26 protein-coding genes are annotated in these 21,373 nt (G+C 32.9%); 7 read left to right on the top strand and 19 right to left on the bottom strand.

Features of this window, described 5'->3' with window-relative positions; translation table 11 throughout:
* Positions 1-48 precede the first annotated feature (48 nt).
* The gene (locus P8625_RS01275; RefSeq protein ID WP_279651697.1) at positions 49-564 is read left to right on the top strand and encodes a flavodoxin family protein; all 516 of its coding nucleotides are present in this window, start codon (positions 49-51) and stop codon (positions 562-564) included.
* Here P8625_RS01275 and P8625_RS01270 read toward each other — a convergent pair.
* Genes P8625_RS01270 through P8625_RS01240 form a run of 7 tightly spaced genes read right to left on the bottom strand, consistent with a single transcriptional unit; the run spans position 554 to position 4,354 of the window.
* A complete protein-coding gene (locus P8625_RS01270) occupies positions 554-1,309 on the bottom strand; it encodes a LytR/AlgR family response regulator transcription factor (protein WP_279651696.1) in 756 nt (251 codons plus the stop codon). The two genes, P8625_RS01275 and P8625_RS01270, sit on opposite strands and share 11 nt — an antisense overlap.
* Before the next feature lie 17 nt (positions 1,310-1,326).
* Positions 1,327-1,635, bottom strand: a complete 309-nt coding sequence (locus tag P8625_RS01265) for a 2TM domain-containing protein (protein WP_279651695.1) — start codon at positions 1,633-1,635, stop codon at positions 1,327-1,329.
* The gene (locus tag P8625_RS01260; protein WP_279651694.1) at positions 1,622-1,960 is read right to left on the bottom strand and encodes a 2TM domain-containing protein; all 339 of its coding nucleotides are present in this window, start codon (positions 1,958-1,960) and stop codon (positions 1,622-1,624) included. The genes P8625_RS01265 and P8625_RS01260 overlap by 14 nt, the downstream gene beginning before the upstream one ends.
* Before the next feature lies 1 nt (position 1,961).
* Entirely contained in the window at positions 1,962-2,249 is a 288-nt protein-coding gene (locus P8625_RS01255) for a 2TM domain-containing protein (protein WP_279651693.1), read from the bottom strand.
* A complete protein-coding gene (locus P8625_RS01250; RefSeq protein WP_279651692.1) occupies positions 2,239-2,535 on the bottom strand; it encodes a 2TM domain-containing protein in 297 nt (98 codons plus the stop codon). Before P8625_RS01250 ends, P8625_RS01255 begins: the two co-directional genes overlap by 11 nt.
* 1 nt (position 2,536) lies before the next feature.
* Entirely contained in the window at positions 2,537-3,892 is a 1,356-nt protein-coding gene (locus P8625_RS01245; RefSeq protein WP_279651691.1) for a 2TM domain-containing protein, read from the bottom strand.
* A 45-nt stretch (positions 3,893-3,937) separates the two neighbouring features.
* Positions 3,938-4,354: a DUF2141 domain-containing protein gene (locus P8625_RS01240; protein ID WP_279651690.1), complete on the bottom strand. Its 417-nt coding sequence runs from the start codon at positions 4,352-4,354 to the stop codon at positions 3,938-3,940.
* A 150-nt stretch (positions 4,355-4,504) separates the two neighbouring features.
* Between P8625_RS01240 and P8625_RS01235 the strand changes: the two genes are divergently transcribed.
* The 3 genes from P8625_RS01235 to P8625_RS01225 all read left to right on the top strand — a co-directional run bounded on the left by P8625_RS01235 (position 4,505) and on the right by P8625_RS01225 (position 6,179).
* Positions 4,505-4,999 carry an RNA polymerase sigma factor gene (locus P8625_RS01235; RefSeq protein WP_279651689.1) on the top strand — a complete coding sequence of 165 codons (495 nt, stop codon included), beginning with the start codon at positions 4,505-4,507 and terminating at the stop codon, positions 4,997-4,999.
* Positions 5,000-5,005: 6 nt separating this feature from the next.
* Entirely contained in the window at positions 5,006-5,614 is a 609-nt protein-coding gene (locus P8625_RS01230; protein ID WP_279651688.1) for a hypothetical protein, read from the top strand.
* Positions 5,615-5,696: 82 nt separating this feature from the next.
* A complete protein-coding gene (locus tag P8625_RS01225; protein WP_279651687.1) occupies positions 5,697-6,179 on the top strand; it encodes a hypothetical protein in 483 nt (160 codons plus the stop codon).
* Here the strand turns inward: P8625_RS01225 and P8625_RS01220 are convergent.
* Positions 6,176-7,198, bottom strand: coding sequence for a threonine aldolase family protein (locus P8625_RS01220; RefSeq protein WP_279651686.1), 1,023 nt, complete (start codon positions 7,196-7,198; stop codon positions 6,176-6,178). The genes P8625_RS01225 and P8625_RS01220 overlap by 4 nt on opposite strands.
* 36 nt (positions 7,199-7,234) lie before the next feature.
* On the opposite strand from P8625_RS01220, the gene prfB reads away from it, so the two are divergent.
* The 3 genes from prfB (at position 7,235) to P8625_RS01205 (ending at position 11,705) form a co-directional block, all read left to right on the top strand.
* A complete protein-coding gene (gene prfB / locus P8625_RS01215; RefSeq protein WP_279651685.1) occupies positions 7,235-8,329 on the top strand; it encodes a peptide chain release factor 2 in 1,095 nt (364 codons plus the stop codon).
* 94 nt (positions 8,330-8,423) lie between these two features.
* On the top strand, positions 8,424-8,765 hold the full coding sequence (gene arsC / locus P8625_RS01210) for an arsenate reductase (glutaredoxin) (RefSeq protein WP_279651684.1): 342 nt from the start codon (positions 8,424-8,426) through the stop codon (positions 8,763-8,765).
* A gap of 111 nt (positions 8,766-8,876) precedes the next feature.
* Positions 8,877-11,705, top strand: a complete 2,829-nt coding sequence (locus tag P8625_RS01205; protein WP_279651683.1) for a M16 family metallopeptidase — start codon at positions 8,877-8,879, stop codon at positions 11,703-11,705.
* A gap of 47 nt (positions 11,706-11,752) precedes the next feature.
* Here P8625_RS01205 and P8625_RS01200 read toward each other — a convergent pair whose 3' ends face one another.
* The 11 genes from P8625_RS01200 to P8625_RS01150 form a co-directional block, all read right to left on the bottom strand.
* Positions 11,753-12,706: a glycosyltransferase gene (locus P8625_RS01200; protein ID WP_279651682.1), complete on the bottom strand. Its 954-nt coding sequence runs from the start codon at positions 12,704-12,706 to the stop codon at positions 11,753-11,755.
* 97 nt (positions 12,707-12,803) lie between these two features.
* Positions 12,804-13,616 carry an enoyl-ACP reductase FabI gene (locus tag P8625_RS01195; RefSeq protein WP_279651681.1) on the bottom strand — a complete coding sequence of 271 codons (813 nt, stop codon included), beginning with the start codon at positions 13,614-13,616 and terminating at the stop codon, positions 12,804-12,806.
* Positions 13,617-13,666: 50 nt separating this feature from the next.
* Positions 13,667-15,319 carry a DNA repair protein RecN gene (gene recN, locus P8625_RS01190; RefSeq protein ID WP_279651680.1) on the bottom strand — a complete coding sequence of 551 codons (1,653 nt, stop codon included), beginning with the start codon at positions 15,317-15,319 and terminating at the stop codon, positions 13,667-13,669.
* A 132-nt stretch (positions 15,320-15,451) separates the two neighbouring features.
* The gene (gene porD, locus P8625_RS01185; protein ID WP_279651679.1) at positions 15,452-16,339 is read right to left on the bottom strand and encodes a type IX secretion system protein PorD; all 888 of its coding nucleotides are present in this window, start codon (positions 16,337-16,339) and stop codon (positions 15,452-15,454) included.
* Entirely contained in the window at positions 16,332-17,543 is a 1,212-nt protein-coding gene (gene coaBC / locus P8625_RS01180; RefSeq protein WP_279651678.1) for a bifunctional phosphopantothenoylcysteine decarboxylase/phosphopantothenate--cysteine ligase CoaBC, read from the bottom strand. The genes porD and coaBC overlap by 8 nt, the downstream gene beginning before the upstream one ends.
* Position 17,544: 1 nt before the next feature.
* Complete coding sequence (locus P8625_RS01175; RefSeq protein WP_279651677.1) at positions 17,545-17,865, bottom strand: DNA-directed RNA polymerase subunit omega; 321 nt, start codon at positions 17,863-17,865, stop codon at positions 17,545-17,547.
* 3 nt (positions 17,866-17,868) lie between these two features.
* Complete coding sequence (locus P8625_RS01170; protein WP_279651676.1) at positions 17,869-18,681, bottom strand: outer membrane protein assembly factor BamD; 813 nt, start codon at positions 18,679-18,681, stop codon at positions 17,869-17,871.
* Between the two features lie 414 nt (positions 18,682-19,095).
* Positions 19,096-19,314: a hypothetical protein gene (locus P8625_RS01165; RefSeq protein WP_279651675.1), complete on the bottom strand. Its 219-nt coding sequence runs from the start codon at positions 19,312-19,314 to the stop codon at positions 19,096-19,098.
* Between the two features lie 52 nt (positions 19,315-19,366).
* A complete protein-coding gene (locus tag P8625_RS01160; RefSeq protein WP_279651674.1) occupies positions 19,367-19,873 on the bottom strand; it encodes a ferritin in 507 nt (168 codons plus the stop codon).
* A 95-nt stretch (positions 19,874-19,968) separates the two neighbouring features.
* Positions 19,969-20,844 carry a 4-hydroxy-tetrahydrodipicolinate synthase gene (gene dapA, locus P8625_RS01155; RefSeq protein WP_279651673.1) on the bottom strand — a complete coding sequence of 292 codons (876 nt, stop codon included), beginning with the start codon at positions 20,842-20,844 and terminating at the stop codon, positions 19,969-19,971.
* On the bottom strand, positions 20,844-21,356 hold the full coding sequence (locus P8625_RS01150; protein WP_279651672.1) for a DUF6913 domain-containing protein: 513 nt from the start codon (positions 21,354-21,356) through the stop codon (positions 20,844-20,846). Before P8625_RS01150 ends, dapA begins: the two co-directional genes overlap by 1 nt.
* Between the last annotated feature and the right edge of the window lie 17 nt (positions 21,357-21,373).

Raw genomic sequence — 21,373 nt, 5'->3', positions numbered from 1 at the left:
TCTTTTTCTATCTATTTTCTTGAGATTTACTTTAAAATTAAAAAATACATGAATACAACGATTATTATACAAGCAAGCTCTAAAAGTACAGGAAACACCCACAAAGTAGTCAACTACCTCAACAACAACAATTCTTTTGATTTTGTTGATCTAAAAACAAAAAACATTGGTGTATTTGAGTATGATTTTAGCAACGCTAACGACGATTTTATTCCACTAATGGAAGAAATTATTCATAAATACGATACATTGGTATTTGCTACTCCTGTATATTGGTATACCATGAGTGCTACTCTAAAAACTTTTTTCGATAGGCTGTCTGATTTATTGCATTATAAAAAAGAGTTGGGTAGAAAGTTACGAGGCAAAAATATGGCCATGATTAGCAACTCTGGTACCAACGACCGTAAAGAAGGTTTTGATATGCCTTTTATTGAAAGTGCCAATTACTTAGGCATGAACTATCTTGGTAGTACGCATGCTTGGTTTACTGAAGATGGAAATGATATTCATGCTGAAGCAAAATTAAATATTGATAGCTTCAAAAAAAAACTTACTCAATAAAACACTTAAAATCTTTGACACGCTCTCTGCTTACAATGAGTTCTGAATCTTTATAAGAATGTAGTTTTAGTTGTAAGCGTGAGTTCGTGTAAGACACTATGTCTTTAATGGCATTTACATGTACTATAAATGTTCTATTTACTCTAAAAAACTGTTCTGGGTCTAGTTCCTCTTGCCAATATTCTAACGAATTATCTATCAAGTAATTTCTATTAGTATTTGTATGAATATAGGTTGCTTTGTTTGCTGAATAAAAACATTCGATATCTTCGGTATTGATAATTTTTAAATGCTGACCTACTTTTATGGTAATTCGCTTTTTGTATTTTCTATCAACAGGATTAATTAGCAGCTTACGAATGTCGTTTATATTAACTTGTAAGTTGCTCTGTAATGGTTGATGCTCTTTAAATTTATCTACTGCTATTTTTAGTTCGTCTTCATCAATTGGTTTTAATAAATAATCAATTGAATTAAGCTTGAATGCTTTTAATGCATACTCGTCATAAGCAGTTGTAAAAATAATCGCTGAGCGCACGGTTACTTCTTCAAAAATTTCAAATGACAATCCGTCTGAAAGTTGAATATCTAAAAAAATTAAATCGGGGTGTTTGTTGTTTTGAAACCAGTTAATCGACTCTTCTACAGAGTGTAATAGTTGTTGTACTTCTAAATTAAGTTCGGCTAACATTCTACTTAATCTTCTAGCCGCTGGTCTTTCGTCTTCAATAATAATCACATTCATAGGTTTGCTTTTAGCTCTTATTGGTTCATATATTCTTTAATTTTACGTTCTTCCCATCCTTTTGAGAATAGTTTTTGTTTTCCAAAAACGACAAACCCATGAACACACACTGCTACTCCCCACCAAAAAAACAAATAATAATTATGACTATCGGAAAGAGCGTCTAAAATTGATTCATCTCTATATACAACGTCTTTGTATATTCTTCTTCCTATGAAAACTAAGTTGATAAGAATATATACTGTTAGGTGCTTATAGAACTTTTTAATTTCATTTACTCTTTTTTGAGCTCTTTTATATTGTTGTTCTTTATTAAAATTTTCCATTTCTTCTGTCTTCAAATTCGTTTATATATTCTTGTATTTTACGCTCTTCCCAATCTTTACTAAATAAAGATTTTGTTCCGAATACTCCTAACCAATGAAAAACAATTCCAATTCCCCAAAAAAGCCATGTGCTGTATACTCCGAAATTGCTAATTGCTTCAGTAAAAGTATCCTTATCATCTCTCATTAAACCTGTAATGATTATGGCAGATATAAATACATTAACTACTACATATACTAGTAAATGATGGTAAAAACCTTTGATTTTATCAACTCTTTTTTTAGCCAATAGGTATTTTTGTTCATGTAAATTATCCCCTTCCATCTTATTTTTTTTTGTTTAAATATTCATGTATCTTCTTTTCTTCCCAGCTTCTTCCAAAACCTAGCATATTTACACCAAAAACCAGCATCCAATGAATAAAAGTAACGAATACTATACCTATTACAGCAAACCAAAACCAATGATACTGAGGTGAAAACTTTACGTTTACCAAAACAATAATGATTGTAGAAATGATATTAACCAGCACATGCACATAGAATGCTTTTACTTGCTTTACCTTTCTTTTGGCTTCTATATATTTTTTTTCTTCTTTGTAACTATTCTCCATGATGGTTTTTTTCTAAAAATTCTTTAATCTTACGTTTTTCCCAGTCTTTTCCTAAACCTATTTTTTCTATTCCGTAAACTCCAAACCAGTGAAAAAATAATCCTAACAACATTCCAATAGCTGGATAATAAAACCAATGGTAATCAGGAACGAACTTTAAATTAATAACGACCAAAACAGGTATTATTAAAATGGTGACTAATAAATGAGCGTATAACCCTTTTATTTTTTCTACCTTCTTTTTTGCTAGTAGGTATTTTTGTTCTTGTAAATAATGATCTTTCATACTACTTATATTTTTCTTCTTCTTTCATTAACTCTTTTATCTTACGTTCTTCCCAGTTTTTACCTAAAAATAAGTTATAATTATGTACTTCTAAGTAATGAAATATCAATCCGATTCCCCAACCTATCATTGGAAACCAAAACCATTGGAATCTTGCATAGGTTTTTAAATTGATAAAAATTAAGAAGGGAATGACTAAACAGTACGAGATTAAGTTTTGGTAAAACTCTTTTAACTTCTCTACTCTTTCGACAGCCTTTACATACTTGCTGTTTTCTAGGTTTTGTGTGTTCATAATCCTATTTTTTACATGTGTTAATAAAGGTAAACGCACTGTAAATGTTCTATTATTATTTATAATTTCTATGTTTCTATCGGTAATTAAACCATAGCGATCTGCTATATTTCTTAATCCTACTTTGGTACCTTTCCCAATAGCTTCTTTCGGGTTCACATTATTTTGAATTTGCAAAAAACCATCTGCTTCAAAAATTGTAATCTCTAGAGGTTTCATTGATGAAACTACATTGTGTTTTACTGCATTTTCTAGTAATAATTGAAGTGATAACGGAACTATTTTTAACTCTGCATTGCTCACCTCGTCGGGAATGGTAAATCGTATGGCTTCTTCAAAACGCATTTGTAATAATTCCATGTACGTTTTTGCAAATTGCAACTCTTCTTGAATAGGTACTAACTCTTTATTTCGTTGCTCTAAAACATAACGATATACTTTTGAAAGCTTAGTGGTAAATTTTTCTGCTTGCTTCGGGTTCTCGCTAATTAAAGAGGTTAATACATTTAAACTGTTAAATAAAAAGTGAGGGTCTATTTGACTTTTTAACGTTTCAAACTTTGCGGTTTCAGTTTTCGCTACAATCTCATGTTGTGTGGTTTCTTGTTTTACAGAGGCTTTCCAGTTTACCATAAAACCACGAGCATGAAAAAATACAGCAACTCCTAAAGAAAAAATAATGGCAAATAAATGTATCCATAAAAAATGTCCTTTAAAAAAATTGGCTGGGTTGTTATTATAAATAACAATATATTGTACATAATGAATCAATAATACAGCTACTACTGTATAACTTATGGTGGCTATGATACCTGCCCAAACTCGCTGATTGGTTTGCGAAACCCAATCCCACTTCTCACTTAAATAGTCGTTAATAATTCCATTGCCAAGACCTAAAACAAAAGAGTACATCGCAGAAAATAAAAACACCAAACTAGCCTTTTTTATAGTAAATGCTTGATTAAACAAAATAAAAACGATACCGAATATAATGGTTAGCTTTGTACAAATCCAAATATCTTTTTTTAAGTTTTCAACTATTTTCTTTGATGATGTTTTCATGTATTTCTCTCTGTCAATCGTTACTAAATACTCAATTCTAGTAGCCTAAAATTTAATATCGAAAGATACATCTTTATCTCCAACTACAAATTTTGCATCCTCATATTGTGGAGGTCCGAAAGGAGATAATTGATTATTTGATGCCCCATAATCTTCTAACGGTATTCCATTAGGTTCAAAATCCATTTTATTATTATTGTTTGCATCATGAAAGCAAATAATGGCATACTCTCCCTCAGCTACATTTTCAAAAGCTACGGTACTTCTTCCTTTTTCTATCGTCGCTTGCTTAGCTTGTAATGGTTCTTTTCTAAAGTTTTCTTTTGAGTATAAAGCATACATTACTTTTCCTTGGTCTGAAGTAACATTCACAACAGTTACTGTTATAGTTCTGTTTTGTGCTGATACTGTTTTAACAGCGAATAAAATTGCCAGAACAAAAATGTGCATTAAAAATTTCATTGTATTTATTTTATAGTTAATTATGACACAAATATTCATCTCAAATACGATTTACAAAATAAAAAGAAACCGAACTGTATTATTTTTAAGATGAATTGTAACAATTTGTATTTTTGGACTACTTATAACGTATCAACTTTATTAAACTTAGTGGAAAAAGAATTAGAAAATAAATTTTTAACTGATTTCGAAGCCAATCAAAACATTGTGCACAAGGTATGTAGAATTTATACTACAAATCGAGATGCCCACAATGATTTATTTCAAGAAATCACCATTCAACTATGGAAAAACTATGGTAAGTTTAGAGGAGAAGCAAAGTTTAGTACTTGGATGTATCGAGTAGCATTGAATACGGCTATTTCTTTATATAGAAAATCTACCAGAAGTATTCAAACACAAGATTTTTCAGAGTACTCTTTTAAAATTAAAGCTGAAGAATATGACGACACAGAAGAATTGCAGTTAAAGGCTTTGTATAGTGCTATTCGCAAGTTAAATGATATTGATAAGGCACTGATTTTTTTATACCTAGAAGATAAACCTTATAAAGAAATTTCTGAAACACTAGGTATAAGTTCGGTAAATGCTCGTGTAAAAATGAACAGAGCGAAAGATAAATTGAAAAAAATATTAAACCCATAATTGTAAATGGATTTAGATAAATATAAAAAAGCATGGGAGAATCAACCTGAAGAAACCAATAAAGTTTCTCAAGTTGATATTTATAAAATGGCTCATTCCAAATCATCATCAATAGTTAAATGGATTTTTATTATTGGTCTTTTAGAGTTTGTTCTTTTGAATTCTCTTTATTTTCTTTTTGATATGGAAAAAGCATATAAAGAATATGAAAAACTTGGATTATACGATTTTATGATTTACTCACAATTTATTGTTTATCCTATATTATTTTATTTCTTACTTAAATTTTACCTGAATTATAAGAGTATATCTGTAATAGACTCAACAAAAGTCTTAATGGATAAGATTATCAAAACACGAAAAACTGTTAGATATTATGTACTGTTTAACTTGTTGTATGTATTTGTTTTTGGGGTAATTGTAACTGTTGCTACTTTGAGAACTCATCCTGAATTTAATTCTCAACAAGTTTTTGTGTCGATAATTGCTACTGTAATTACGTTATTAATTGTACTTGTAGTTTTATGGCTTTTTTACCAGCTATTGTATGGTATTTTACTTAGTAAACTAAATCAAAACTATAAAGAATTAGCCAAACTCGAACAGTTAAACTAATAAAAATCTGATTCCTTTTTTACAAGTAATTCTAATGTTTTGTAATAACGATTTAGTATATTAGCTAAACAAACTGTTTATAATGAGAAGATTATTATTCTTTGTTTTTTTTCTATGTGCCACAATCACTTTCTCACAGGAAGAGAATTTTTGGAGCAATGTTCGCTTTGGAGGTGGATTGGGGTTAAGTTTTGGAAACACCACTACTATTTCAATTTCTCCTATGGCAGTGTATGATTTTAATGAAGGTTTCTCGCTAGGTGCTGGTATAAATTACACCTACACAGATAATGATTTTGGTTCTGCCAATATTTATGGTGGTAACCTTTTATCTATGTACAATGCACCTTTTATAAATCTTCAATTTTCTGGAGAATACGAACATCTTTTTGTAAATCAATCAACAGGAGATTTTAACAGAAACTGGGATGTACCTGCCCTGTATTTTGGGGTCGCTTACAGAACAGGTTTTGCCTCTATTGGGGTTCGTTATGATGTTTTACACAGCAATACTAAAAGTGTATACGCATCGCCAATATCACCAATTATACGAGTTTTCTTTTAAGCGAAATGCTGCAACTCTTCTACTAACTTTTCGTGCATTTCACTGGTATAATCTAAATGTGTAACAATACGTATTTTTCCTTCTCCCATAGAGATTAACAACACTCCTTTATCTGCCATTTTTTTCATAAAATCATCTGGGTTTATGGAGTCATCTACATAAAAAATAACAATATTCGTTTCAATAGGCTCTACTTTTTTCACATAAGAGCAACTTTCTAACACCATACCTATTTCTTTTGCCTTTAGATGGTCTTCAGCCAAACGCGCTACTTGATTGTCTAGCGCATAAATTCCTGCCGCAGCTAGAAAACCAGCTTGTCGCATCCCGCCACCAAACAATTTACGTACGCGCAAGGCTTTTTCAATATGCGCTTTACTTCCTACTAATACTGAACCTACTGGAGCCCCTAATCCTTTTGATAAACAAATTGAAATGGTATCAAACAATGCTCCGTATTGTTTCGGAGTTTCGTTTTTGGCAACCAAAGCATTGAACAAACGTGCTCCATCTAAATGATATGCCAAATTAGTTGCTTTGGCTACTTTTTGAATTTTTTGTAATTCTTCAAAATCCCAACAAGCTCCTCCCCCTTTATTAGTGGTGTTTTCAACACAAACCAGTCTGCTATATGGGGTATGAATATCGTTTCTTCCGCTTACCAAACTCTCTAATTGGTCGGCAGTAAACATACCTTTATCACCATCAATCAAGCAAGAAGTTACCCCTGCATTAAAAGCAGCCCCACCACCTTCATAATTATAAACATGTGCCCATTTGTCGCAAAACATTCTATCTCCGGGTTGCGTATGAACTTTTATCGCAGTTTGATTCGCCATCGTTCCCGAAGGAAAAAAGAGTGCATCTTCCATTCCAAACATATCTGCTACTTTCTCTTGTAACAAATTTACCGTTGGGTCGGCTTTAAAAACATCATCTCCTACCTTAGCATTCATCATTGCTTCCAACATTTCTTTAGTTGGTTTGGTTACTGTATCGCTTATTAAGTTTATTTCCATTTCTAACTACGATTTATAAAATGTATTTTTGCATTTATGATTACACACGAACAGCTTAAAAACATCGCTGAACGAATTGGCAAGTTAAAAGGATATTTAGAAATTGACAAGAAGTTAATTGAAATTTCAAATGAAGAAGAAAAAACAGCAAATCCTGATTTTTGGAACGATCCAAAAGAAGCAGAAGCTGTAATGAAATCACTACGATTTAAGAAAAAATGGGTAGACGATTACAATACTGTGGTTGCCATGAATGATGACCTAACGGTACTGTACGATTTTTATAAAGAAGGAGATGTTGATGAGCAGGAAATTTCAGCACAGTATGAAAAAACCGCTACTTTTTTAGAAGATATTGAGTTTAAAAACATGCTTTCTGAAGAAGGAGATAGTTTGAGTGCTACCATACAAATTACGGCAGGTGCTGGCGGAACAGAAAGTTGTGATTGGACAGAAATGCTTACCCGTATGTATACGATGTGGGCTGAAAAACAAGGGTATAAAATAAAAACCTTAAACTACCAAGAAGGTGATGTTGCTGGTATTAAGACGGTTACTTTAGAGTTTGAAGGAGATTATGCTTTTGGATGGTTAAAAGGTGAAAATGGAGTACATCGATTGGTACGTATTTCTCCTTTTGATAGTAATGCGAAACGTCATACTTCGTTTGCTTCGGTATATGTGTATCCTGTTGCTGATGATTCTATCGAAATTGAAGTGAATCCTGCTGATATTGAAATCACCACAGCACGTTCTAGTGGTGCTGGCGGACAAAATGTAAATAAGGTTGAAACAAAAGTCCAGCTTTTACACAAACCAACAGGGATTCAAATTCAATGTTCTAACTCACGTTCACAACATGACAACAGAGCTACCGCAATGCAAATGTTAAAGTCGCAATTATATGAAATTGAATTGCAGAAACGACTCGCTGCCCGAGATGAAATTGAGGCCAATAAGATGAAAAACGAATGGGGAAGTCAAATCCGTAATTACGTAATGCACCCGTATAAGTTGGTAAAAGACGTTCGTACTGCGCATGAAACAGGAAACGTAGATGCAGTTATGGACGGTAATATCAATCCGTTTTTAAAAGCTTATTTAATGATGATGGGACAGAAAGAGAATTAGTTGTTGGCTGTTGGCTGTTGGCTGTTGGCTGTTGGCTGTTGGCTGTTGGCTGTTGCAAAAATAAAAACTTTCCAACTTTTTAACTTATAACAAAATGATAAAAATATACCACAATCCACGTTGTTCTAAATCACGTCAAGGTTTAGAAATTATAGAGAACGCTGGAAAAGAATTCGAAGTCGTAAAATATTTAGAAACCATTCCTTCTAAAGAAGAGCTGAACGAAATTATTAGTTTATTAAAGATTTCTCCTATCGATTTGGTTCGTAAAAATGAAAAAATCTGGAAAGAGCAGTATAAAGGAAAAGAACTATCGGATGCTGAAATTGTAAAAGCCATGGTTGAGAATCCGAAATTAATAGAACGCCCTATTGTTATTAATGGTAACAAAGCAGTGATTGGTCGTCCACCAGAAAGCATACAAGAAATTATATAAATGTTAGCTCTCAAGAAATTGGGAGCTTTTATTTTAACATAATTTAAGCAACTAATTTTTTAGCTTGTTAATAATTCAATGTACCTTGCAAAAAATTAAATTTCATATACTATGAGAAAAATACTAATAGGGCTGTCCTTAGCTCTTTTTATAGCTACAGGGCATAGTCAAGTTTTAAAAGAAACACCTCAAAAGCTTTCTAAAAAAGAAAAAGTAAGCGCTATGAAAATCCCAACCGATCCTTCGGTTAAGATAGGAAAACTATCTAACGGGATGACCTACTACATTAAGCAAAATCCAAAACCTGCTAATAAAGTAGAATTACGTTTGGTTGTAAATGCAGGTTCTATTTTAGAAGACGACGACCAACTAGGGTTAGCGCACTTCATGGAGCATATGAATTTTAATGGTACCAAAAACTTTAAAAAGAACGAACTGGTAGATTACCTACAATCTATCGGCGTAAAATTTGGTGCGCATTTAAACGCATATACAGGTTTTGACGAAACCGTTTACATCTTGCCTATTCCGAGTGATGATAAAGAAAAACTTGAAAAAGGTTTTCAGATTTTAGAAGATTGGGCACACGGTGCACTTTTAGAAGGAAAAGACATTGATGAAGAGCGTGGTGTTGTTTTAGAAGAGTACCGCTCTCGTAGAGGAGCCGATAGCCGCATGTTAGAAAATTACTTACCAAAAGTAATGCACGGATCTAAATATGCAGAAAGGCTACCTATCGGTACCAAAGAAAATCTAGAAAACTTTAAACACGAAAGTATTCGTCGTTTTCATAAAGATTGGTATCGCCCAGATTTAATGGCAGTAGTGGCTGTAGGTGATGTTAGTGTTGATGTATTAGAAGAAAAAATCAAATCACACTTTAATAACATACCTGCAACTAAAAATCCTCGTAAGAGAGAAGTTGCTCCTTTACAAAACCACAAAGAAACGTTTATCGCTATTGAGGCAGATAAAGAAGCTGCTTTTTCTAGTGTACAAGTAATGTACAAAGATTATGGCGAAGCTACACCTGATGTTACCATTTCTGATTATAGAAACTCGATTATTCAATCGTTATTTGCTCAAATGATTAACAATCGTTTAGATGAATTGCGAAACAGCGAAAATCCTCCTTTTGCCTACGGATTTAGCTACCACGGCGGTACTTGGGCTCGTGGTAAAGAAGCTTATCAATCGAGAGCAAGTGTAAGTGCCGATGGACAATTAAAAGGATTGCAAGCTTTATTAGACGAAAGCGAACGTGTAAAAAGATACGGTTTCCAACAAGGTGAGTTAGACCGAGCCAAAATGAACGTGTCTGCTCGTATCGAAAAAGCGTTTAAAGATAGAGACAAAAGAGAGTCTAGAAGAATTGTTGGTGAATATGTGAACAACTTCTTAGAGCAAGAACCTATTCCTGGTATTGAATGGGAATACAAAGCACATCAAATGCTATTACCTTCTGTTAAACTAGAAGAGATAAATAAGCTTATTGATAATTATCTACACGACGATAACCGTGTTGTGGTGATTACAGGACCCAAAAAAGTGGTTACCGAGCAGCAAGTTATGGATGCTTTAAACGATGTTAAAACAAAAGAATTAAAGCCTTACGAAGATAAAGCTGTAGCCGCCTCGATGATGACCACAGAACCAACACCCGGTTCTATAGTAAACATTACCGAAAATAAAGATTTAGGCACAAAAACCATGACCCTAAGTAACGGAGCAAAAGTCACCTATAAGAAAACAGATTTTAAAAATGATGAAATATTGTTTGAAGCGTTTAGCTTTGGAGGAACTTCTTTATATTCAGATGAAGAATTAAAAGCTACTTCTTTTGCCAATGGTGGACTTTCAGAAGCAGGAGTTAACGGATTTTCAAAAACAGACATGTCTAAAATGATGTCGGGTAAAATTGTTCGTGTTTCTCCTTATATTTCTGGATTAAGCGAAGGTTTTAGAGGTTCTGCAACTCCTAAAAACTTCGAAGAGTTATTTCAAATGGTACATTTATACTTTACTTCTTTAAACAAAGATGAAAAAGCATTTAACTCTTATGTAAACAAGCAAAAAAGCTTTTTAGGAAATTTAATGGCGAATCCTAATATATTCTTTCAAAAGGAAATGAGTGAGTTTGTTTATGGTAAAGACCCTCGCTATACTGGTTTTCCTTCTCCTGAAAAATATGAGAATGCTGATTACAACTTAGCGTATGAAAAATATCAAGAGCGTTTTGCCGATGCTGGTGACTTCAATTTTTACTTTGTCGGTAATGTTGATGAAAAGAAACTGGCGGAGTACGCTACTAAATATATTGCAGGACTGCCAGGGAAAAATTCTAACGAAACATACAAAGTGTCAGATTTTAGACCATTGTCTGGTTCTCATTCCAAAACAGTTACCAAAGGTAAAGACCCTAAAAGTAATGTTCGTATTACCTATCAAGGAAAAGCTGACTACAATAAAAAAGATGCTTTAGCTTTTTCAATTTTAGGTGAAGTTGTAGGAATTAAATTAACAGAAAAATTGCGTGAACAGGAAGGTGGCGTATATTCTTCAAGAACTCGCGGTAGTATTTCGAAAATGCCTTACGGATGGTACAACTTTACCATTTCATACCCTTGTGCTCCTGAAAATGTTGAAAAACTAACAAATATTTCTGTTGCTGAAGTCGCTTCTGTTGTTAAAAACGGACCTACTGAAGAAGATTTAATGAAAGCTCAAAAAGGAATGATTGCTGATTATAAGGATGACCTTAAGAAAAATCGTTTTTGGCTAAGTACTATTAAAAATATAGACTATCAAAGCAATGATGTTTCAGACGTAGCTTCTTTTGAAGATCGCGTAAATTCTTTAACCACAAAAGATATTCAAAAAGTAGCTGAAAAATATTTAACTAACGGATACATCTTAGGAGTTTTAAACCCTGAGAAATAAGACTACATTAATTATCATAATAAGAGCTCTCAAGAAATTGGGAGCTTTTATTTTTTTAGAAATTTAGATTCTAAAAAACCTAGCCCGTACCCATAAAATTGAGTAACGGTTGTTACCACGCTCAACAGAGCTACTTGTAAGTTTTTGTTTTGAAGTAGCGCATCTACAAAAATAAAGGTAAAGTAAACTCCGTAAAAAGCCAATAGCTGCCAGTAACCAAAAAGCGCTGCTATTAGGGCAATATCAATTCCAATAATAAATACGCTCGGAAACCAATAGGTAACTTTTGCAGTTTTAGGATATTTTTTATTCAACAGAGGTCTTGCGGTACCAAAAGCAAAAGTCTGCTTGAAAAACTGTGGTATCGTACTTCTACGCTTATGATATACAAAAGCTTTGTCTATCAATTGTGTTTCAAAACCGTTTTCCCACAAGCGAAACGTTAAATCGATGTCTTCTCCTGCTTTCATTTTTGAAAAACCGTTGGTTTTCTCAAAAGCTACTTTTGACAACCCCAAATTAAAACTTCTAGGTTGAAACTTGCCCACCGACTTTTTCTTTCCTCTAATACCCCCAGTGGTTAATACCGAAGTCATAGAGTAATTGATGGCTTTTTGTAAGGCTGTAAAATTAGGGTGCGCAGCATCGGGTCCTCCAAAAGCATCCGTATATTTCTCTTCTAATGCTTTGTTTACTTCAGAAAGATATTGAGGAGGAACAATCACATCAGAATCTAAAATGATAAAATAGTTCCCCGAAGCTCTTTCCATACCGTAGTTTCGACTTGCCCCTGCTCCGCTATTCTCTTTATAGAAATAAGTTAAATTAAGCTGTAAAGTATATGCATTTATTATTTCTTCAGATGAGTTTTCTGAACCGTCTTCGACAATAACTACCTCAAAATCGTCTTGAAAATCTTGTTTTGTTAAGCTTTCCAACAGCTCCTCAATTTCTTGCGGTCGATTGTAAACAGGTATTATGATTGAAAATTGCCTATTCAAGATATAGGGTATTTGTGTTCAAACAAAAATAAAAAAAGTTGAAAATTATAAAATCAATAACTTCCAACTTCTTTTACTATTTTTTTTCTACTAAAATTTACTCTTCAGTAAACCTTTCCATTACTGCATCACTCACTCCCATGTTAGAGAAACCTCCGTCGTGAAATAAGTTTTGCAAGGTTACTTTTTTGGTTAAATCTGAGAATAATGAAATGGTATAATCGGCACATTCTAATGCAGTAGCATTTCCTAATGGAGACATTTTTTCAGCATAAGCTAAAAACCCGTCAAAACCTTTAACACCACTACCCGCAGTAGTTACCGTAGGTGATTGCGAAACCGTATTTACACGTACTTTGTGGTCTCTTCCGAAGAAATATCCAAAACTACGGGCAATGCTTTCTAAATATGCTTTGTTATCTGCCATATCGTTGTAATCTGGGAATACACGTTGTGCTGCCATATAGGTTAATGCAACGATACTACCCCACTCATTCATGGCTTTTTTGTTGTATAAAACGTTCATTACCTTGTGAAAAGATACTGCTGAAACGTCCCATCCTTTGGTTGTAAAATCGTATTTAGAATCTGTATAATGACGCCCTTTACGCACGTTCACAGACATACCAATTGAGTGCAACACAAAATCGATTTTACCTCCTAAGATTTCCATAGATTTTTCAACTAAATTGTTCAAATCGTCCATAGAAGTCGCATCGGCTGGAATAATTTCTGCGCCGGTTTTTGCTGCTAAATCTTTAATACCTCCCATACGCATTGCTATCGGTGCGTTGGTTAATACAAACTCTGCACCTTCTTCGTGAGCACGTTCAGCAACTTTCCAAGCTATAGAATTTTCATCTAGTGCTCCAAAAATAATTCCTTTTTTTCCTTTTAATAAATTATACATGGTTAAAATATTTTAGTCTATCGTTGTTTGTTTAGAGAGCAAATATACTCTTAATTTAATAATTCTTTTGCATGTGTTAACGCACTTTCAGAAACGTCTTTTCCACTTAACATTTCTGCTATTTCTCGAATTCGTTCGTTTTCTGACAATAATTTTAAATTAGAGCTTGTTACTCCTGCTTCGTCTTCTTTAAACACTTTGTAATGCTGTACTCCTTTAGAAGCTATTTGAGGTAAATGCGTGATAGTTATTACCTGCATGTGAGCACTCATATCTTGCATTATTTTTGCGATTTTGTTAGACACTTCTCCAGAAACTCCTGTATCTATTTCATCAAAAATAATGGTGGGTAGTTGTATGTTTTCTGATAGTATTTTTTTGATAGATAGCATTATTCGAGATAATTCTCCTCCTGATGCTACCTTTTTCAATTCTCCAAAATTTCCTCCTTTGTTTGCCGAAAATAAAAATTGTAGGTTGTCTTTTCCGTTCAATAAGTAGGCATCAGAGGGTAGTAATTCAATGGCAAATCGAGCATTGGGCATTCCTAATTCTGAAAGTAAATATTCTAATTCTTTTTTCAACTTCGGAATTACTTTATTTCTAGATGTCGTAATCATATTCGCTACGTCATCTAACTTTTGAGCTACCTCTTTAATTTCTGCTTCTTTTTTCGCTACCACATCCCCTGCATCTTCTACCTGAGCTACTTTTTCGGCTAATACTCTATGAATTTCTTGCAGTTCTGCTATGGTGGTTACTGCATGCTTTTTTTGAAGGTTGTAAATAAGTTGTAGTCGGTCGTTCAATGCTTCTATTTCATTCGGATTGAATTCTACAGTATCATTTTCATTTTCTAATTCAGCAACAATATCGTCTAACTCTATTTTTATACTAGTTACACGGCTAGCCAATTCTTCGTAGTTTTTTGAATACGAACTTATTTTTTGCAATTTACTTTCTAAAGAATATAACAACGTTTGAAGCCCTATTTCTTCATTGATAGCAATTCCTAAAGCTTCCGATAAATTCAACTTTATTTCTTCAATATTGTTTAATTTCTCTAATTTTTCTTCTAAATCTTCTTGCTCTCCTTCTTGTAAATTAGCCTCTTCAAACTCATTAAATAAATGCAAATTGTACTCGTACTGCTCTTTAGATTTCTCCGTTTCTTCTTGAAGAGTTTTCAGTTCTTTTCGCAATGTATTGTACGTACGTAAACCTCTTTGGTAGGAGGCTATTTTGGCTTGATTTTTTGCCAAGGCATCAATCACAGAAAATTGAAAAGACACATCTGATAATTGCAAAGTTTGATGCTGTGAATGGATATCAATTAGCTTTGTTTTTAAAGCGTTTAATACCGATAACGTGACTGGTGTATCGTTCACAAAAGCACGTGACTTTCCTGAAGGTAAAATTTCTCTTCGGATAATGGTTTCTTGTTCGTAATCTACATCTAATTCTTCAAACAACGCTTGCAGATTGTATCCTTGTACCGAAAATTGTGCTTCAATCACACATTTTTTTTCAGTGTCTTTTAAGGATGATAAATCGGCACGATTTCCCATCACAAGCCCTAACGCTCCTAATAAAATGGATTTTCCTGCTCCAGTTTCTCCTGTAATTATAGATAAACCGTTGGTAAAATCAATCGTTAACTGATTGATTAATGCATAATTATGTATAGATAAGTGTGTAAGCAAATTCTATTCTTTTGTAAAGATTAAAAGTACGGATTTTTGATTGAAATACACCAAGCTAAAACACCAGAAGTCTATCGATTTTTTAACAGTTTATAAACGTTAAGTTTGAGCCTACTAACCAATCTAATTTCACTAAAGGTTTTTCCACTTGTCTTTATAGGTAGGAGCAATTTTATTTAAAATGGTTACCATTTGCGATTGATTTCTTGTGGGAATTCCGTCAGAAAAAACACTCACAATTTCGTCACTTTTGGCATCTAAGAAAATACGAATCATGTAGTTACCAATCGTAATATTATGTAATTTATCTAAATCTAAAACACTTTTTTCAATGTTTGCTTTGGCTGAATTTTTATCTTCCGAAAAATTATCAAATCCATTGCGATGATAATTGTAATAAATACTGCGTAACGCACCAAACTTAGAAGATAACAAGTTATCTATCAAAGCAAAACGATTCTGTTTACCTACTTCATTTTGCCAACCTGATTCTCCGTTAAATTGTGCCAACAACATAATATTTTCTGCTTGTTTCAAATAGTTTTCGCCTCCTTTTAAAGCAAAAGTGTCTGCATCTACTCCCAATATGGTGTACACATAAAAAGCAATTATTGAAATTAAGTTAGATTCGTAAATAGTTGGATTGTAAATTAACGGATCGAATTCATTGTAACGAAAGTTAAAATTGATATCGTTAATATTTAGTACAGGCGTTGCGTATGTTGAATTGTATACAGGTCTTGTTGACTGCACTTGCAAAGAGCCTGAAAAATTATTTCCATTTTGTTCGTTAATAATAATGTTAAACGCACAATTAATTCGCTCTTGCTGTTTAAAATTCCTGTTCGTCCATTGTTTATCGTTAATAAACTCAGTTAAAGCTTTTTCTAAGGTTTGATATACTTGCTTATTACTACTTTGTATTTTGTCTGAATTAATGATAACTACAGCATTCAACTCTTGAGAATAACCAGAAAAAGTTACTAAAAAAAGAAAAACTATGAAGAAAAACTTACGCATTTAATTTTTGTATTATTTCGTTAACGATGTCTTTTGATACTGCTTTTTTCGATTTTAATTCGAATGACTTCTCGTTAAAATCGGCATCAATAATTGTAATTTTATTGGTGTCGGTGGCAAAACCTGCACCTTTATCACGTAACGAATTTAATACAATAAAATCTAAATTTTTGCGTGTAAGCTTACTTTTTGCGTTTTGTACCTCATCGTTCGTTTCTAAGGCAAAACCAACTAACAACTGCTGTTTCTTTATTTCTCCAAGAGATTTTAAGATGTCTTTAGTAGGCTCTAACTCTATACGTAACGCTGCTGCTGTCTTTTTTATTTTTTGCGTGGCTACATTTTTTGGTCGATAGTCTGAAACTGCTGCCGATAATACAGCAATATCAACCTCAGCAAAATATTGGTGACATGCTTCATACATATCTTGAGCCGACCTCACATCGATTCTATGAATAAATGAATGGTTTACTTGTTGATGAGAAGGTCCTGAAACTAAAAACACTTCTGCCCCTAGGTTCGCCGCTGTTTTGGCGATTTCAAACCCCATTTTACCTGAAGAATGATTTCCTATAAAACGAACAGGGTCTATTGCCTCGTAAGTTGGGCCCGCAGTAATTAACATCTTTTTCCCATGAAGTGGTAGTTTAGATGTAATGTCTTTTTCTATAAAACGAACAATATCTTCTGGTTCTGCCATACGACCTTCACCTATCAATCCACTTGCTAATTCACCTGAAGTAGCTGGTATTAAGATATTTCCAAAACGCTGTAAGCTTTCTAAACTGGTTTTTGTTGATGGATGTTGATACATATCTAAATCCATCGCAGGTGCAAAATATACTGGACATTTCGCTGACAAATAGGTTGCCAACAATAAGTTATCGCAAGTACCATGCGTCATTTTAGACAATGTATTTGCTGTGGCTGGGGCAATTAGCATTACGTCTGCCCACAAACCTAAATCTACATGATTGTTCCACAATTCATTTTCATCTTCTTTATCATAAAAAGTGGAATGAACTGGGTTTTTTGATAAGGTAGAAAGTGTAAGAGGTGTTATAAAATCTTTAGACGCAGGAGTCATAATTACTTTGACTTCTGCGCCCGATTTTATAAATAAACGAACTAAGTTCGCTGTTTTATATGCCGCTATACCGGCGGTAACACCAAGTAAAACTTTTTTACCGCTTAGTACAGACATACTATTTTGTCTCTGGAGTTCTGTAATATACCTTGCCGTTTAACCACTCTTCTACTGCAATGGCATGTGGTTTAGGTAAACGCTCGTAAAATTTAGAAACCTCGATTTGCTCTTTGTTTTCAAAAACTTCTTCTAGACTATCGTTATAGGTAGCAAACTCATCTAACTTATCTACTAACTCCTTTTTTAAATCAGAATTAATTTGTGTAGCTCTCGTTGCTATGATAGAAATAGCTTCATAAATATTATTTGTTGGAGCTTCAATAGCTTCTCTGTTATAAGTTACGGTACTTAACGGCGCTTTCGTTTCTTTATAATCCATTTTTTAACTTTTAGCTAATTGTTCTTGTTCTTTGTTTAATGTTGCTAACATTTCGTTTGATTCTTCCATGAATTTTGATTCTGGAAAATTTCTTTTCAGCTTTTCATAGGCTTTTAAGGCTGCTTCAATTCTTTCTCCTTTTTTTCTTAGCTTGCTTTTTACGGCTAAATCATGTGCCGCTTTTAAGCGATAGTACAATGCTTCTTCTTTATACTTCGTTCCTAAATAATCTTCTAACAAATTATCAAAAGCAACAATGGCTGCTTTGTAATTTCTAGAATCGTATTCCGCTGTTCTATAATATGTTTTCGCTATTTCAAAAGCTTTTCTTTCTAATTTTGCTCTTAACTCTGCGTGATACTTATTTGCCTCTTCTAATTTATCTGAATCTGGATAGGTATCAATAAATTTCTGAAAAGACTCTAATGCTTTGTTAGTATCTGTAGGATCTAAACTAAAAACTGGTGCTGCTTTGTAATAACTTAATGCGGATAAAAAAGCCGCTTCTTCTTTCTTAGAGCTTTTAGGAAAAGAATTTACAAAACTATCAAAATAATATCCAGCTAAACTATAGCTTTTTTCATTAAAACTACATTGCGCCACCATAAACTTTATCCGCTCCATTTGAGGTTTCCCTCTGTATGAAGAAACTATTTTCTCCAATAAACGTAAAGCCTTACTGTACTTTTGAGCTTCGTACATTTTTGTAGCCATTTTATATTGCTCTTCAACTGTTCCTTTATTCAATACCTTTTGGTATTCTCCGCAAGAAGAAAGCACAAAAAGCATGACAACAATATACGCTAGATTTTTCATTTTTTGCATTTGGCAAAATTAGTGATTAATTATGGATTATTAAAACGATTTTTTACCTCATAAATGAGGCTTACAGTAAACAAAAAAAAGGGTTATCATTTTTCCAAAGAGCTCCTAAATGTTTGCTAATATTATTAATGAATTACACCTCAAAATAACTCAAACTAAATTATACATTTATTGTATAACTTATTAAAAATTTACAATTCTAATTTACATTACCTATAAAAGCAATAATCTTAAGCTTTCTTTATTAATTCAAACTACATTCATTTTAAGAAATTACTCCACAAATATTCGTTTGCAAAATAGTTGTTATAAATAATTCATTTAAAAAACTTTTACAGATACAAATAAAAAAAGTTACTTTAATTTTAAACTAAAGCAACTTTTCTGTAAGAATTTTTCTAGCCTTTAACAAGTAACATTGTGCTCCCATTCAGACCATGAGCCAAATCCAATTCCTAAAAAAGATGGTCTACATCTTCTCATACACAACAATTGACCAGACTCCTGTTCAAAAACACTCATTGGTTCATAACGTGTTTCACATTTTTCTCCTCCGCTTAAAGATTTCTGTTGTTTCTTAGTGAGTTCTTCTACTCCTTCCAATTTTAAAATTTCTTTTAACATTATAAAAATTTTTATTAAATTAAGATGCTAACTTAATGCTTTTTCTTTTACCCTACAACTTTTTTTCTTGCGCTACTATTTGCTTAACATCGTTATCAAAAAGGTACAATCCTCCTTTATCGTCTCCAATTAGGTTGATTTTATCTAAGATATTACGTGCCAATGCTTCTTCTTCTATTTGTTCTGACACGTACCATTGCAAAAAGTTGTGTGTTGCATAGTCTTGTTCTTGCAGTGTGATGTGTACTAAATCGTTGATTGATTTAGACACCATTACTTCATGATCGAACAATGTTTGAAACATATCTTTAAACGAGCCAAATTTTGCTGGTGGTTCTTTTAAATCAGTTATACGTGCGTGTCCGCCACGTTCGTTTACAAACTTTACTAATTTTAACATGTGCATACGTTCTTCATCTGAATGTGCATACATGAATTGTGATACTCCTTCAAAACCTTGAACTTCTGCCCAACATGCCATGGCTAAATATATTTGCGAAGACTCTGCTTCTACTCTTATCTGATCGTTTAATGCTTGCTCTATTATTTTTGATAACATACGTTCTCGTTTTTAAAATTACTTTTTTACAAAGATGCTAAAAAAAGACTACAATAGCGAAATTGTAGCCTTTTGAAATCTTCATTTTAGCTCAATTATAAGGTGTCTATACAATCTGATATTTTTGTTTGTAGCTCTTCTGATGCTTTTACCAATGGCAAACGAACTTCATCTAAACAAATTCCTAATTTTTGTAGCACCGCTTTAATTCCTGCTGGATTGTTTTCTTCAAAAATAAGGCTTACGATATCCATGAGTTTATAATGGAGTTCATACGCTTCATTTGCTTTTCCTTGTAATCCTAATTGAATCATTTTTGCAAAGTCTTTTGGTAGTGCTTGTCCAATTACTGAAATAACGCCTGCTCCTCCTGCTAGAGTAACTCCCAAAGCTAAATCATCATCGCCAGAAATTACTAAGAAATCTTCGGGTTTGTTTTTTAACAATTCATAATATTGTTGTTGATTGTTTCCTGCTTCTTTTACTGCCACAATATTTTCAAAATCTCGTGCCAATCGTAAGGTTGTTGCTGGCTCCATATTTTTTGCTGTTCTACCAGGAACATTGTACATAATAATAGGCTTAGGGCTTGCTAAAGCTATTGCTTTGTAATGTTGGTAAAATCCTTCTTGCGTAGGTTTGCTATAGTAGGGAGCTACTGATAAAACACCATCTATGTTCGATAAGTCTAAAGATTGTAATTCTTCAATAACTGTTTGTGTGTTGTTGCCACCAACGCCTAAAACGAGTGGTAAACGCCCATTGTTTTCTTGAACAATTACGTTTATTATTTCGATTTTTTCTTCTTTAGTAATAGTAGCACTTTCTCCGGTAGTTCCGTTAATTACTAAATAGTTTGTACCGTTTTCAATATTGTAATTTACTAACTTTTTAAGTGCTTCGAAATCTACACTTAAGTCTTCATTGAAAGGGGTTACTAAAGCTACCCCAGTTCCTACAAACTTTTGCATTATATTTTATTTAAAATCGTTAGGTATTTTTTTAATTCTTGATTTAAAACGGCTTCGTTAAAACTAGCATCAGCAACTACTATATCGTACAACCTGTCGTCAATTTCGGCAAAACCAGCTTTAAAATCTGCTTGCGACAGCAAAGTTACCATATTCGTTATTAAGTTTGATGTTTTTGTATAGTTTATAAGCAAGTCATAGTTGTTTTTAACAAAATCTTTTAAATTGTCGGATTTTAAACTTGCTTTAAAGCCTATATCTTTTTCAGTAAAAAACTCTGGAGAAGGTTCTTCTTTTTTTGAGTATTCTTTGTAAACTAACACCCTTATGTCTGTTTTTTGAAAAGGAAAAATGTTTGTTAAGTTCGCTATTACTACATTTACTAAAGCTTCATTATCTAGTAGTATTGCTACGCTTTTAACTTTCGTTTCTTTATGTTGGGTATTTTCTTCTTTTACAACTAATTTGTCGTATACTTTCTGAATAGATTTCTTTCTTAGGGTACTTATCATCTGTAAAATTGCAAATG

It is taken from the genome of Tenacibaculum tangerinum (assembly GCF_029853675.1).
Classification (GTDB): domain Bacteria; phylum Bacteroidota; class Bacteroidia; order Flavobacteriales; family Flavobacteriaceae; genus Polaribacter; species Polaribacter tangerinum_A.
This window is presented reverse-complemented; position numbering and strand designations above follow the sequence as displayed.

Excerpts from the sequence above, each read along its gene's own strand:
- P8625_RS01260 (WP_279651694.1), bottom strand. The coding sequence starts at position 1,960 with ATGGAAGGGGATAATTTACATGAACAAAAATACCTATTGGCTAAAAAA.
- P8625_RS01150 (WP_279651672.1), bottom strand. The coding sequence starts at position 21,356 with ATGATAAGTACCCTAAGAAAGAAATCTATTCAGAAAGTATACGACAAA.
- P8625_RS01160 (WP_279651674.1), bottom strand. The coding sequence starts at position 19,873 with ATGTTATCAAAAATAATAGAGCAAGCATTAAACGATCAGATAAGAGTA.
- P8625_RS01230 (WP_279651688.1), top strand. The coding sequence starts at position 5,006 with ATGGATTTAGATAAATATAAAAAAGCATGGGAGAATCAACCTGAAGAA.
- P8625_RS01170 (WP_279651676.1), bottom strand. The coding sequence starts at position 18,681 with ATGAAAAATCTAGCGTATATTGTTGTCATGCTTTTTGTGCTTTCTTCT.
- P8625_RS01205 (WP_279651683.1), top strand. The coding sequence starts at position 8,877 with ATGAGAAAAATACTAATAGGGCTGTCCTTAGCTCTTTTTATAGCTACA.
- P8625_RS01265 (WP_279651695.1), bottom strand. The coding sequence starts at position 1,635 with ATGGAAAATTTTAATAAAGAACAACAATATAAAAGAGCTCAAAAAAGA.
- coaBC (WP_279651678.1), bottom strand. The coding sequence starts at position 17,543 with ATGTCTGTACTAAGCGGTAAAAAAGTTTTACTTGGTGTTACCGCCGGT.
- porD (WP_279651679.1), bottom strand. The coding sequence starts at position 16,339 with ATGCGTAAGTTTTTCTTCATAGTTTTTCTTTTTTTAGTAACTTTTTCT.
- P8625_RS01245 (WP_279651691.1), bottom strand. The coding sequence starts at position 3,892 with ATGAAAACATCATCAAAGAAAATAGTTGAAAACTTAAAAAAAGATATT.
- P8625_RS01225 (WP_279651687.1), top strand. The coding sequence starts at position 5,697 with ATGAGAAGATTATTATTCTTTGTTTTTTTTCTATGTGCCACAATCACT.
- P8625_RS01165 (WP_279651675.1), bottom strand. The coding sequence starts at position 19,314 with ATGTTAAAAGAAATTTTAAAATTGGAAGGAGTAGAAGAACTCACTAAG.
- dapA (WP_279651673.1), bottom strand. The coding sequence starts at position 20,844 with ATGCAAAAGTTTGTAGGAACTGGGGTAGCTTTAGTAACCCCTTTCAAT.
- P8625_RS01195 (WP_279651681.1), bottom strand. The coding sequence starts at position 13,616 with ATGTATAATTTATTAAAAGGAAAAAAAGGAATTATTTTTGGAGCACTA.
- P8625_RS01255 (WP_279651693.1), bottom strand. The coding sequence starts at position 2,249 with ATGGAGAATAGTTACAAAGAAGAAAAAAAATATATAGAAGCCAAAAGA.
- P8625_RS01275 (WP_279651697.1), top strand. The coding sequence starts at position 49 with ATGAATACAACGATTATTATACAAGCAAGCTCTAAAAGTACAGGAAAC.
- arsC (WP_279651684.1), top strand. The coding sequence starts at position 8,424 with ATGATAAAAATATACCACAATCCACGTTGTTCTAAATCACGTCAAGGT.
- prfB (WP_279651685.1), top strand. The coding sequence starts at position 7,235 with ATGATTACACACGAACAGCTTAAAAACATCGCTGAACGAATTGGCAAG.
- P8625_RS01250 (WP_279651692.1), bottom strand. The coding sequence starts at position 2,535 with ATGAAAGATCATTATTTACAAGAACAAAAATACCTACTAGCAAAAAAG.
- P8625_RS01175 (WP_279651677.1), bottom strand. The coding sequence starts at position 17,865 with ATGGATTATAAAGAAACGAAAGCGCCGTTAAGTACCGTAACTTATAAC.
- P8625_RS01270 (WP_279651696.1), bottom strand. The coding sequence starts at position 1,309 with ATGAATGTGATTATTATTGAAGACGAAAGACCAGCGGCTAGAAGATTA.
- P8625_RS01220 (WP_279651686.1), bottom strand. The coding sequence starts at position 7,198 with ATGGAAATAAACTTAATAAGCGATACAGTAACCAAACCAACTAAAGAA.
- P8625_RS01240 (WP_279651690.1), bottom strand. The coding sequence starts at position 4,354 with ATGAAATTTTTAATGCACATTTTTGTTCTGGCAATTTTATTCGCTGTT.